Origin of the sequence: Oceanobacillus timonensis (assembly GCF_900166635.1) — a bacterium.
GTDB lineage: Bacteria > Bacillota > Bacilli > Bacillales > Amphibacillaceae > Oceanobacillus > Oceanobacillus timonensis.
Genome location: NZ_LT800497.1, coordinates 3,899,245 through 3,912,784, shown reverse-complemented (window position 1 = coordinate 3,912,784; position 13,540 = coordinate 3,899,245). Strand labels below are relative to the sequence as shown.

Annotated in this window: 11 protein-coding genes; 6 read left to right on the top strand and 5 right to left on the bottom strand. The window is 38.5% G+C overall.

Translation table 11 applies throughout. The annotated features are described in order from the left end of the window. Positions 1-221: 221 nt before the first annotated feature. The 6 genes from B7E05_RS19280 (at position 222) to B7E05_RS19255 (ending at position 7,492) form a co-directional block, all read left to right on the top strand. Positions 222-1,085 (top strand): sugar phosphate isomerase/epimerase family protein, encoded by an 864-nt coding sequence (locus tag B7E05_RS19280; RefSeq protein WP_080875730.1) that lies wholly within the window; start codon positions 222-224, stop codon positions 1,083-1,085. 204 nt (positions 1,086-1,289) lie between these two features. Next, positions 1,290-2,711, top strand: a complete 1,422-nt coding sequence (locus B7E05_RS19275; protein WP_080875729.1) for a sugar porter family MFS transporter — start codon at positions 1,290-1,292, stop codon at positions 2,709-2,711. 40 nt (positions 2,712-2,751) lie between these two features. Then, on the top strand, positions 2,752-3,948 hold the full coding sequence (locus tag B7E05_RS19270) for a Gfo/Idh/MocA family protein (protein ID WP_080875728.1): 1,197 nt from the start codon (positions 2,752-2,754) through the stop codon (positions 3,946-3,948). Positions 3,949-4,202: 254 nt separating this feature from the next. Next, positions 4,203-5,144, top strand: a complete 942-nt coding sequence (locus B7E05_RS19265; protein WP_080875727.1) for a sugar phosphate isomerase/epimerase family protein — start codon at positions 4,203-4,205, stop codon at positions 5,142-5,144. 165 nt (positions 5,145-5,309) lie between these two features. Further along, complete coding sequence (locus B7E05_RS19260) at positions 5,310-6,521, top strand: MFS transporter (RefSeq protein ID WP_080875726.1); 1,212 nt, start codon at positions 5,310-5,312, stop codon at positions 6,519-6,521. Positions 6,522-6,559: 38 nt separating this feature from the next. Beyond that, on the top strand, positions 6,560-7,492 hold the full coding sequence (locus B7E05_RS19255) for a sugar phosphate isomerase/epimerase family protein (RefSeq protein WP_080875725.1): 933 nt from the start codon (positions 6,560-6,562) through the stop codon (positions 7,490-7,492). Positions 7,493-7,628: 136 nt separating this feature from the next. Here the strand turns inward: B7E05_RS19255 and iolG are convergent, their stop codons facing one another. From iolG to iolC, 5 genes are all read right to left on the bottom strand, one after another. Then, the gene (gene iolG / locus B7E05_RS19250; protein WP_080875724.1) at positions 7,629-8,639 is read right to left on the bottom strand and encodes an inositol 2-dehydrogenase; all 1,011 of its coding nucleotides are present in this window, start codon (positions 8,637-8,639) and stop codon (positions 7,629-7,631) included. Between the two features lie 65 nt (positions 8,640-8,704). Then, positions 8,705-9,562, bottom strand: coding sequence for a class II fructose-1,6-bisphosphate aldolase (gene fba / locus B7E05_RS19245; protein ID WP_080875723.1), 858 nt, complete (start codon positions 9,560-9,562; stop codon positions 8,705-8,707). A 103-nt stretch (positions 9,563-9,665) separates the two neighbouring features. Next, positions 9,666-10,553, bottom strand: a complete 888-nt coding sequence (gene iolE, locus B7E05_RS19240) for a myo-inosose-2 dehydratase (RefSeq protein WP_080875722.1) — start codon at positions 10,551-10,553, stop codon at positions 9,666-9,668. A 22-nt stretch (positions 10,554-10,575) separates the two neighbouring features. Beyond that, positions 10,576-12,492 (bottom strand): 3D-(3,5/4)-trihydroxycyclohexane-1,2-dione acylhydrolase (decyclizing), encoded by a 1,917-nt coding sequence (gene iolD / locus B7E05_RS19235; RefSeq protein ID WP_080875721.1) that lies wholly within the window; start codon positions 12,490-12,492, stop codon positions 10,576-10,578. 28 nt (positions 12,493-12,520) lie between these two features. Next, the gene (iolC, locus tag B7E05_RS19230; protein WP_080875720.1) at positions 12,521-13,501 is read right to left on the bottom strand and encodes a 5-dehydro-2-deoxygluconokinase; all 981 of its coding nucleotides are present in this window, start codon (positions 13,499-13,501) and stop codon (positions 12,521-12,523) included. Between the last annotated feature and the right edge of the window lie 39 nt (positions 13,502-13,540).

Below are 13,540 nucleotides of genomic sequence, written 5' to 3'. Positions count from 1 at the left end.
CTTACCCTATAATTACAAATAATAATTACTTTCTGGTTATATTTTGGTTAATTTATTATGTTTAATTTATTTGGAATTGTAGAAATATGCATATCAGAAAGAAAACAAGTAATCCATCATGATGGATAAGAGAGGAGCAATGTTTCTTAGTATATACAGGATATCCAGATTTGAAATGACAGTGTTTTATAATATTTGAAATAAAAAAGGAGATGAATATTATGCGTTTAGCTTATGATCCATCACATTATCGTGATAATACCAATCTGAGGGATACGATTGAGAATGTTGCCAGATTAGGTTACGAGTATGTGGAGCTTTCTCCGCGGGAGGATTTTATTTGGTTCAATCAATATCCAAAAGTGGATAAGCAGTTAATCAAAGATTTAAAGAGATATTGCTCCGATGCCGGAGTGAAGATTTCATCGGTACTTCCTGTGCAGCAATGGTCTTCTCCTGTAGAAGAAGTAAGGGAAGCAGCGGTTAGAAATTGGAAGCGCTGTATCGAGATCACCTCTGAATTAGGTGTCGATTTGATGAATACAGAATTTGCCGGAGATAAAACACGTCCGATAGAAAGTGAAGCAGCGTTCGTGAAATCAATGGATGAATTGATGCCTCTTTTTGAAAAAGAAGGAATCAGGTTAAATATCCAATCGCATCCGCATGATTTTATTGAACTGAATACGGAAGCAGTCCGTATGATTCGTGCGTTAGATAAAGATTGGATCAAACTGGTTTATTCTGTGCCACATGCTTTCTTCTATGATGATGGCATTGGAGATGTGAAGCAGCATTTGGAGGAAGCTGGCGACTTGCTTGACCATGTATTGATTGCAGATACGCTGAATCATAAAGCAGCATTCGGGCTGCGTTACATTATCAACCCTCCCGGTGCTAATGTGACCATTCACCAGCATTTAAATCCTGGCGAAGGAGAAATCAATTTTGATGCGCTGTATAAGAAATTAAGAGAAATGAAGTTTGATGGGATTGTGACAAATGCAGTATTTGCTTATCCGGATCGACCGGAGTGGTCCAATGAATTAACGTTGAAATCTATTAAAGAGGGCTTACATCTTTAACTGTTTAAGTTTTTTGGATAGTTAATTGAAAGCGCGACCAAAGTAGAAATAATAGAAGCATTAAAAGGCAGTTTCTCAAATAAAAAGTATCTTAACTTAAAAGCAATAGAGATGACTGGATTTTATTAGGATCGAAAAATTGTACAAAATGAAAGAAAGTATTATGAAATCGCTTTATAAAAAGGGGGGGGGAGGAAAATATCAATGTTAAATAATAATCGTTCATATATTGTATTTGTCGCGATGGTGGCTTCGCTAGGAGGGCTTCTTTTTGGCTATGATACAGCGGTTATTGCTGGGGCAGAACAATCTGTACAATTGTACTTGATTGATAGTTTGGGACTTGGTTCGTTTGTCCATGGTTTTACAGTATCCAGTGCATTGATCGGGTGTATCCTGGGTGCATTACTATCTGGGTGGTTATCTAATGGAATAGGTCGCCGTAATACACTTGTTATTGCAGCAATTTTATTTTCTTTATCAGCTTTAGGTTCCGCTTATCCGGAATTAATCTTTTTTACAGCAGGTGAACCGAGCCACGCCTTATTGGCTACATTTAATTTTTATAGAATAATAGGTGGTATCGGAGTGGGTTTGGCATCAGCTATAGCCCCAGTTTATATTAGCGAAATGAGCCCTGCAAATGTTAGAGGAAAGATGGTAATTATATATAATATGGCAATTGTATTTGGTCAAACCATTGTATATATAGTTAATTGGGCAATAGCTAATGGCAGAACTGTGGAATGGATAAATGATACTGGCTGGAGGCTTATGTTTGCATCAGAGCTAGTTCCAGCTGCACTTTTCTTTGTGCTGCTACTATTCATCCCGGAAACACCTAGATATCTAGCTTTAAATCATGACTATGATAAAGCACATAGTATATTAGAAAAATTAAATGGTTCCAAACAAACAGCAAGTGAAATACTTCAAGATATAAAAATATCGCTAGAAACGAAAACCGAAAAAGTTGGATTATTCTATTATGGTAAACGAGTTTTAATTATTGGTATGACCATTGCTATGTTATGTCAATTTATAGGTATAAACGTAGTACTATACTATGCACCGCGTATTTTTGAAAGTCTTGGCGCAGGTCAGTCAGCTGCGATGCTTCAGACGATACTTGTTGGAGCAATAGGTGTTGTAATATCATTTATGGCTATACGACTTATAGAAAGGCGAGGCAGAAAATTCTTGCTGATGCTTGGTGCTGCGGGTTGTGCAATTAGTTTAAGTGCAGTTGCGATACTTTTCTTTGCGGGCATCGAAGAATATTCATTTATCTTTATTCTTGGGTTTGTAGCCATGTTCCAAATGAGTTGGGGACCAGTACCATGGGTAATTCTCTCAGAGATTTTTCCGAACAAAATCAGGGGACCGGCTGTTGCTATTGCAGTCATGTTATTGTGGGTAGCTAACTGGATAGTTTCTACTACATTCCCGCCACTAAATGATTTATTAGGACCTGGAGCTTTTCTGATTTATGGATCAATAAGTACTTTTGCATTCTTCTTCTTGTGGAAATTTGTTCCTGAGACGAAAAATAAATCGTTAGAAGAAATTGAAGAAATCTGGATTAATAAGAAAAAAGATGAAATAAACGATATTCAAGCGAATTGATTATGGAAAATTAAGATTTAAAAATTAGGAGTGTGAAAAGATGATTAATGGAGAAAAGAAAATTACTAGATCATTGCGTTGGGGTATGATTGGCGGTGGAAGAACTGGACAAGTAGGATACAAACATCGGACAGGGGCACTTAGAGATGAGACATATGATTTAGTTGCTGGAGCTTTTGACATTGACGCGGAACGAGGAAGAGAATTTGGGGTGAACCTTGGAGTGGATAGTGGCCGTTGTTATCCGGACTATCAAACGATGTTTGCTGAAGAATCTAAACTTAGTGAGGGGATAGAAGTTGTTTCCATTGCAACACCAAATGGTACGCATTATGAAATTACTATGGCAGCGCTGCATGCGGGTCTTCATGTAATCTGTGAGAAACCATTGGTTTTTACGACAGAAGAAGCTGTAGGGATAAAACAATTAGCAGAAGAAAAAGGCTTAATTGTCGGAGTAGCTTATGGTTACTCAGGAAATTCCATGATTCTGCAAATGCGTGCCATGATTGAACAAGGTAAAATTGGTGATATTCATTTGGTGGAATTACAGTATACACATGGTTACGCTGCAACGGACGATGGAGATAAGAAAAATGCGGCACAAAAATGGCGTGTTGATCCTAAAATTGCCGGACCAAGTTTTGTGCTTGGAGACCTTTCTACACATACGTACTATATGTCACAGTTAATAATGCCAGAAATGAAAATCAAAAAGTTGTTGTGCGATCGTCAGAGTTTTGTTGGAAGCCGGTATCCCTTAGAAGATAACGCTTATGTGCTAATGCATTATGAAAATGGCGCAGTTGGAAGAATGTGGACATCTGCTGTCGATGCTGGTTGTGTGGATGGACAGCGTATCCGTATTGTCGGTTCGAAAGCGAGCTTAGAATGGTGGGACAGTAAACCAAATGAATTGCGATATGAAATACAAGGAGAGCCAATACAAACGTTAGTAAGAGGAACGGATTATTTAGATGAATTAGCTGGTGAGTACGAGCGTTTAGGTGTCCTGCATCAGGAAGGGTTATCAGATGCCTGGGCAAATATCTATCTAAGCATTGCAATAGCTATTGACGCAAAAAACCGCGGGGACGAAGCTACATTAGATAAACTTATTTATCCTGATATTGATGCTGGTATAGCTGGGGTTCAGTGGATTGAAAATTGTGTTCGTTCTGCTGATCATGGATCTGTATGGGTGGACTATGAAGAAAACGTGCCCGTTTATGAATAATTAAATTTAATTATTAAAATATGCGTTCAGACAGAGAGGAATAAAAAGAATCGGGAAGTGGGAACGGTAGTCGGTAAATACATGAAAAAATCGAATTGAAAGTAATGAGGTCATAGGTCGATTGCAGTGTATTTTTCATCGATGTGTTACGAAGAAGTTCTTCTTCCCGAGGTGTCTGTTTCACGGAACGTTTAAGGGCATCCTGTAGAAGTGGTAGATACTATTTTACTAAATAAAAAAGGGAGGGGAGAAGCATGCATTTATCTTATGTAACAGATAGTTTAGGACATTTGCCATTTGAAGAAATGTTAGATGTAATAAATGAAATGGGTGTTGATACAATAGAAATGGCAACAGGCGGATGGTCACCTGCTCCTCATTTGAACTTAAATGAATTAGTAGAAAATAAAGATAAAAGAAAAGAATTTGTTACTGCATTAGATAAAAGAAATATAAAACTGTGTGCTTTAAATTGCTCAGGAAATCCATTACACCCAGGGAAACTAGGAAAAGAGCATCGTGAAGTAACGGACAAAACATTTGAATTAGCTAAGCTATTAGGAGTAAAGAAAATTATCATGATGAGCGGTCTTCCGGCATCAACTCCTGAGGATAAAACTCCTAATTGGATTACCTATACTGTCAGCTGGCCGCCGGTTTTAAAGGAAATTTTAGATTATCAGTGGAATGAAGTAGCTATTCCATATTGGAAAGAGTTAGTTAGAAAAGCAAAGGACTGCGGTATAGAAAAAATCGCACTTGAGAATTTCAGTGCTCAACTGGTTTACAATCCAGAAACATTATTTAAATTACGAGATGCAGTTGGACCAATGGTAGGTTTGAATTTAGATCCGAGCCACTTGATTTGGATGGGAGCAGATCCGATTTTAGCAGCTAGAGAACTAGGGGAAGCAATCCACCATGTGCATGGGAAAGATGTACGTCTTGAGCGTCATTTGTCAGGTGTTAACGGCGTTCTGGAAACAAAAGAAATAACAGATGTTGCAAATAGATCCTGGAATTATGTTGCAGTAGGATGCGGGCAAGATCTGCAATGGTGGAAAGAATTTTTCTCTGTAGTGAAAATGATGGGGTATGATGAGTATGTTTCATTAGAAATGGAAGACTTAACTATGTCGCCTGAGGCGGGAGTGCGAACATCCATCAATGCGCTCAAACAAACATTAAGTTTTTAATCAGCTAAGTAGAATCTTTTAAGTATGGAAAGAACGTTATTACTTAGTGATAATAGATTCTTCGCATGGTTAGAGTAGATTATTTTATTCTTATAAAGCTCTCTTATTTAAATGATTTAATAACCTTAAGTGTCTTTTAAAAGACATATTGAAAGTAGGTTATCCATGACAAAATCAAAGAATAGGAACAAAAATTTATTTATGCTGGTATCGTTTTTATTATGGTTTCCGCAATTTATGTATGTTCCAACCTTATCTCCGTATATGGAGCATACAGGAATTCCATATTCCTTTATCGGGGTTATCCTGGGCAGCTACGGATTAACCCAATTATTGTTTAGACTGCCGATTGGGATAACCTCGGACATCATAAAATCCAGAAAGCCATTTATCCTCTTCGGCATGTTTATTAGCATGTTGAGCTGTTTTATTTTTCTAACGATGGATGGGGCTGGATGGTTATTGTTTGCACGTGCGCTGGCTGGACTTGCGGCTGCATCTTGGGTTGCTTTTACGGTTTTATACCCGATTTACTTTTCAGAGGATAAGGTTCATGTAGCAATGGGAAGTATTTCTTTTATTGTCGTGCTGGCTCAATTTCTTGGGATGAGCTTTAGCGGCTATATTGTTGAGGAATGGGGATGGAAGGCGCCATTTTGGATTGGCAGTGTGTTCAGTGTGATTGGATGGGGGCTTGCCTTCTTTATTTATGAGCCGAAAAATAAGAAGGTCTTCGAGCCCATTAAGCTAAAAGAATTAATACATATTCTCCGCGAACCGTCGCTATTAAAAGTTTCTCTGTTATCTATATTGGCTCATAGTATTATTTTCTCGACCATGTTTGGCTTTACATCAACTTTTGCGTTACAGACAGGTTTTGAAGCGAGTGAGATTACATGGATTGTAGCTGCTTTTATGGTACCGCATGCGATTGCGACGCTTTTTATGGGAAACGTGATTATTCCTCGCTTAGGAGAGGGAAAGTCCTTGGTGGCTGCCTTTTTGCTGGTAGCGATAGCTACTGTGCTTATTCCGTTCGCACAGCTGAAGGGGATCTTTCTGGTTATCCAGGGATTACAGGGCTTTGCCTTAGGAATGATTTTTCCGCTGCTGCTGGGGATGTCTATCCAATCGATTAAACCCGCAAAAAGAGCAACAGCTATGGGAGCGTATCAATCTATCTATGCAATAGGTATATTTGTTGGTCCGTTTTTAGCAGGAATGGTTAATTCACAGTTTGGTATCGCATCTGGATTCTATTTTGCAGGCGGATTAGGGCTGATAGCGACACTGCTTGTCGCCATCTGGTATAGAGAAAAGATATTTACTCGTCTTTCATTTGGAAATAAAGATTCAAAGAAGCATCATGCGATTTAAAATCTACTAGCGTTATATGATTGGAGGTAGAAGTAATCATGACAATAAACATTTCGGGTGCGCCATGCTGCTGGGGAGTTGATGATCCTAAAAACCCTTATCTTCCAGATTGGAAAGATGTATTAAAAGAAGCACATCTGGCAGGATTTACAGGGATTGAGACAGGACCGTACGGATATCTCCCGCTTGATACGAGTGTTTTAAAAGAAGAACTGGCAAAAAATGAACTTACGATTGTAGCAGGGACTATCTTTGATGATTTGGTCTCCGACGCCAATCTACCTAATCTGCTTCAACAAGTAGATGATATTTGTTCTTTAATCACGCAAGTGCCACAAGAACAAGCGGGAGATAATCAAAAGTTCAAGACGCCTTATCTAGTTGTTATTGATTGGGGACATGACGAAAGAGATTTTGCGGCAGGTCACCCTGAGCAGGCGCTGAGATTATCAGATGAGTCATGGGCTAATATGATTTCTCATATTAGTCAAATTGCTAATAAAGCTGCGAAAGAATACGGTGTTCGTGCAGTGGTGCATCCACATGCGGGAGGATATATTGAATTTTTGGATGAAATTTTGAAATTGACGGAAGATATCCCGTATAAAGTGGCCGGTCTTTGTTTAGATACGGGCCATCTGCTTTATTCAAAAATGGATCCGATAGAATGGCTGGAAAAGCTATATCATTGTGTAGACTATATTCATTTCAAAGACATTGATATGGATGTCTACCAACAAGTCATGAATAAAAAAATCCGTTTTTTTGATGCCTGTGCGGAAAATGTAATGTGCCCTATAGGTGAAGGCGTTATTGATTATAAAGAAATATATGAGTTATTAGCTGTAAAATTAAAATATGAAGGGTTTATCACAATCGAACAAGAGCGTGACCCACGAAATGCAGGCAGCAGTTTAGCCGATGTGAAAAAAAGTGTCGCATTTTTAGAAGAAATCGGATTTAATAAATGAAAAATAGTGTTACTAATGTATCCATAATAAGGCAAAAAAGCGTATGAACTTTTGGAAAGGATTCTCCTGTTCATACGCTTTTTTTAGTTCTCATAGTTGGAATGAATATCATCTATCAGAATAACAGTATTTCAATTTAACGAAGCTCACTCAACTCAACTGTCCGATTCTCCTGCCAAGAAAGCTTAGCAGCTTTTGCTAATAACTCAGCCTGTAAACCGTCCTCAAATTTTGCTACAACCGGTTTATCTTCTAAAATAGATTGGGCAAAATCATGGATTTCAGCAATGTATCCTTCATTATAACGTTCAAGGAAGAAATACATCGGCTTATCCTCTGTAACTGCAGCATTCGTGCTTATTTTTACATTAGTCGGCTTCTGGTTTTCTACTTGTACCATACCATCATTACCGAATACTTCGATACGTTGATCGTATCCATAGACTGCTTGGCGGCTATTATCAATCACTCCCAGCGAATCATCAGCAAAGGTAATTGTTATAATCGCTGTATCTACGTCGTCGTTGCGGGTGAAGCGGTCATCTACCAAGGAAGACGCTTTTACGGTAATGTTTTTAACGTCCTGTCCGGATAAGTAACGAATCATATCGAAATCATGGATTGTCATATCGATAAATAGCCCGCCAGAACGTTTTACATATTCTTCTGGTGGAGCTTCTGGATCACGGGAAGTGATTTTAATAACATGTGGTGTACCGATATCGCCATTGTGAACAACATCATGTGCTTTTCTGAAATGATGATCAAAGCGTCGATTAAAACCGACTTGAAATTTAACGCCTGTTTCTTTAATTAATTGCAATGTTTTTTTCGTTTTTTCAATATCAAAGCTGATTGGCTTCTCACAGAAAATATGTTTGTTGTTCTTTGCAGCTTTTGTGATAAAGTCAATATGAGTATCGGTGCTTGAGCAGATAAAAATAGCATCAATTTCCGGATCCGTGAGAATATCATCCGCATTTTGTGTGATAATAGGAACCGCTTTTAAATAATCAATCTCTTTTAAATGATCAGTGTGTACATCGGAAATTGCTTTTAGCTGATAATTATCGGATAGCAGCATATTTTTAGCATGCAGTTGCCCGATACGTCCAGCACCAATGATTCCTACAACTACTTTGGTCATTGTCATTCCTCCAAATCTGTGACTGCCTATGTGAAAATGTGCTTTTTCTTTTTATTTAAAATACCTTATGCTTTATTAGAAGAACCAAATAAATGTATTTTTTCTGTTACTACTTTTTCAATTGCATTCATCCCTGTTGTCATGATGTCTGGGATTTTATGTGAATCTGGATGCTGCTTCAAGTATTCGCGTACTGCTTTTGTCCATGCTTGATTACATTCCGTGTTTACATTGATCTTAGCATGCCCATACTCAATGGCTTTTACAATTTGATGTGAAGGGATACCAGATCCACCATGCAAAGCTAGTGGAACCTCATTTAGATTGTTGGAAATCTCTTGCATTAAATCAAATGCCAGTTTTGGTTCACCCTGATAAACACCATGTACTGATCCAAGAGCAGCTGCAAGCAGATCCACTCCAGTTTCTTCTACTAGCCGATAACACTCGTTTGGGTCAGCGTATTTGATGCCTGAAGTTATACCATCTTCTGTACCGCCAACAGAACCAATTTCTGCTTCCACAGAGACATTCTGTTTGTTTGCATATTCGACGACTACTTTAGTATTGGCGATGTTTTCTTCTAAAGATAATTTTGAACCGTCATACATGACAGAACTGTAACCTGCGTCAACAGCTTCTTTACATCGTTCTACGGATAATCCGTGGTCGAGATGCAGAACGACAGGTACGGTGATTCCCATTTCTTCCACCATTTTTTTGATAGTTGTAGCAATCAGCCTAAATCCGCCAAGATAATCAACAATACGATCAGTAGAAGCTAAAATAACGGGAGACTTTTCTTTTTCTGCTGCACGTAATGCCGCTTCCGCCCATTGGAACGTATTTATGTTGAATTGGCCGACAGCATAGTGGTTTTTCTTTGCTATAGGCATTAGTTCTTTTAATGATACAAATGTCATTCTTCCACCTCCATTCTTTCCAAAATTGTATACAGTCAAGTTTTATTTTAATGAGGATATTCATTCTTTAGAAGGTGAATATCCCCATAAAGAAATAGTTTTCTCAATTCAATACGTTCTCGTCAAGGTGTTTACGAGCCATTAAGGCATATTCAAGCGGATGAGCAATTTCTGGATCTTGTTCCGCTTCGATTACAATCCAGCCCTGGTAATTATTTTCAAGCAGCTTATCATATACTTTTTTAAAATCGATGCAGCCGTCACCAGGGACGGTAAACATTCCAGCGAGGAAGGCAGAACGGAATGATATACCATCTTCTTCACTTGTTTTCATGACGTTATCACGAATATCTTTAAAATGTACATGTTTAATTCGGTCCATGTGCTTCACTAATAATGGCATATATTCTTTATCAGAAGCGTAGATATGTCCTGTATCATAAAGCAAGTGAACCAAGTTTGGATTCGTATTTTCCATTAAACGGTCGACTTCTGTCAACGTCTGTATACCGGTTCCGAGATGGTGATGATATACAAGTTTTAGGCCATAACTGTCAGCTATTTCTCCAAGTACATTCAATCCTTCTGTAAGCTGTTGCCATTCTTTATCTGAAAAAGTTGGCTTATTAGCAAATACATTTTTGGGAAGCCCTTGAATACTATAGGTTTGTTCGGAAACGACAGCAACTGCAGCATCCACTTCTTTTAAATAAGCACAGTGCTTATGAAATGCTTCCGATGCTTTCTCAACACCGTCTTGAATAATAAAACTGGAAAACCATTGTCCAGCAATTTTCAAATTGCGCAGTTCCATTTCTTTTTTTAGTATCTTGGCATCAGGGAAGAAGCCACCGACTTCGGTGCCATCAAACCCTGCTACAACGATATCGCTCAACAGATGCGATAGCGTGTTGTCCTGACCGATTTCAGGCATATCATCGTTACGCCAACCGATTGGAGCAATGCCCCATTTGATATTTTGTTTTCCCATGATTCATCACGTCCAGCCTAGATTAATATTGTCTTGCATTACCGAGGATCTGTTGTCTTTCTTCAGAAGCTTTTTGTACACTTTCTTTTTCAGAAACTTCTGCTACACCTACATTCCACCAACTGCCATCATAACCATCTGTCATTGTTTTTGGCAGTACTTTTATTTCAATCAGCGTGGATACACTTTGCTTTTTAGCATCTTCAACAGCTGCAGTTAAATCCTCCAGATTATTTACAGAATAGGTTTTTAAACCATAACCTTCTCCAATTTTTTTATAATCGATATTCATGATGTCATTATTCACATTACGGAATTCTGTTCCTGTACTTCCGTTTCCGTGATCCATTTGTAAATTATTGATACAGCCAAATCCAGAATTATCGAATAGTAGCAGGTTGATTTTCTTATCATATTGAAGAGCTGTTACAATCTCGGAATGAAGCATTATAAAACTTCCATCCCCGACCACAGCATACGATTCTTGTTCTGGCTTCGCTAATTTAGCTCCCAGAGATCCGGCAATTTCATACCCCATACAAGAATACCCATACTCCAGATGGAATGTATTTGCCACGTTTGCATTCCAAATACGCTGCATATCTCCTGGAAGAGAACCTGCGGAAGAAATAACAATGGCGTCATTATCGACAATATCATTGATTTTAAGCAATGCTTCTGTTTGTGTTAGCTCTGTTTTTAGCGCATCTGCATAATCATTTAAAACTTCTTGGTTAAAATGATCAGCAATTTCTGGTGTAAAATTATTGCGGTTAAATACAGTTGCTGCTAAACGATTGCGTTCATTCTCCCATTCCTGTTTCAATTCAGTTATTTCTTCACCATAACTAGATTGATAGTCTCCGATATGCTGATTGATTGATTGCAATGCGGCTTTTGCGTCCGCTACAACTTGAAAGCCATCAAATTTATACGCTTGACCGCGATTCACATTGATATTCAAAAATTTGGTGTTACCAAAGTCAAATAGTGTTCTGGATGATGTTGTAAAATCTGTATATCTTGTGCCAATGCCAATAATCAGGTCAGCATTCATCACCGCTTTATTTGCAGCGGAAGTACCTAAAATACCATTTCCGCCTAGATTGTTTTTGTGCGTAAACTCCACTGTTGATTTTCCGGCATGTGTTTCTACAATTGGAATATTCGCTTTTTCAGAAAGTGCTACGATTTCATCTCTTGACTCAGAATATTTAGCACCGCCACCAACTAATAAAACCGGGCGTCTACTTTGATTAATAGAAGCGATTGCTCCGTCTAGTTCTCGTTGAGTAGGTAATTTGCGGTCTATATAGTGCACGCGTTTATTGAAAAAACTGATTGGATAATCATAAGCCATTGCTTCCACGTCTTGAGGTAGACAAATGGTTGCTGGCCCAGTTGTTGCTGGATTCGTTAATACTTCAAATGCTCGTATCAACGCACTCATCAACTGTTCTGGTCGATCAATACGGTCCCAATATCTTGAAACAGCTTTAAAAGCTTCATTGGTTGTCAGGTCTGTACTATGCTCATGTTCTAATTGCTGTAAAACAGGGTCTGGCTGTCTTGTTGCAAACGTATCTGCCGGTAAGAATAATACCGGGATATTATTTGCAAAAGCGGTCCCAGCAGCAGTAATCATATTCGCAGATCCTGGTCCTGCAGATGCGGAAACAGCAAAAATCTTTTGACGAAGATTTTGTCTGGCAAATGCAGTTGCTGCGTGAGTCATTCCTTGTTCATTTTTACCTTGGTAACTTTTTAGATGGCCAGGGCTATTTTCAAGTGCTTCACCTATGCCTAAAACATTTCCATGTCCATAAATGTGAAAAATACCTTCCACAAAAGGGGTTTCCACACCATCAACCGAAATATATTGTTGGTTTAAGAATTTCACCAGCGCTTGTGCAGTTGTTAAACGGATTTTTTGGTCCATTTCTGTCAACCTTCCTTTCTATTATTAGTTAAGAACGCTCACAGATAAGCTGTTCAATTTCTTCCACTGTGGGCATAGCTTCGGAAGAGCTATGTTTGCTGACAACGATAGAAGCAGAGGCGCTTCCGAATTTCAGAGCAGTTTCGTAATCTTTTCCGGTTACCAGTGCATAAAGAAATGCAGATGCATAGGAGTCTCCTGCACCAAATGTTTTTAATACTTTTGTTTTGTAAGCTTCTCCTTTATGCACAGTACCATCAGGTTCATATGCATAAGACCCGTCAACGCCGTGCTTGATAACAACAAGTTCGGTATTGTGCTGGAATAAATGTTGAACTGTTTTTTCATTGTCGCCTTCTGAATCTAAATTTTCCATCACATCGTATTCATCACGCGTACCAATAACGACATCAGAAAGCTCTGCAACGAGTGAATAGTAGACAGCAGTTTCTTCAGCAGATTTCCATGTATATGGGCGATGATCCAATTCAAAAATAACTTTCACGTCATTCTTTTTAGCGTACTGAATCGCCAGCAGTACCGCTTCACGGGAAGGGCTTTGTGCTAGGGCAGTACCGGATACAAGAAGAATTTTCGCTTTTTTAATATAATCTTCATTTACTTCTGTAGGATCTAAATAAAGGTCGGCTACTTGATCACGGTACATTAAGATACTGCACTCTTCCGGGCTTAAAATTTCTGTGAAAGTCAGTCCCGCTTTATGGCCTTCTGTATCATAAACCATATTTGAGGTATCAATTTCTTTTTCCTCCATATATTGCTTAATAAAGTTTCCGTGCTGATCTTTGGAAAGCTTTCCGATAAATCCGGCTTTTAGCCCTAATTTTGAGCTTCCAATCGCTATATTAGCCGGTGAACCACCAACGTATTTTGTAAACGTCATGGTTTCTTCCATTGGACGATTGTATTCGTTTGCATTTAAATCAATTGCGGCACGACCAATCGCAATAATATCGAATTCTTTATCTTGATTAAATGTTAGTGACATGCATTTCGCTCCTTTTCTTTACATAAGTAAGTACATCGT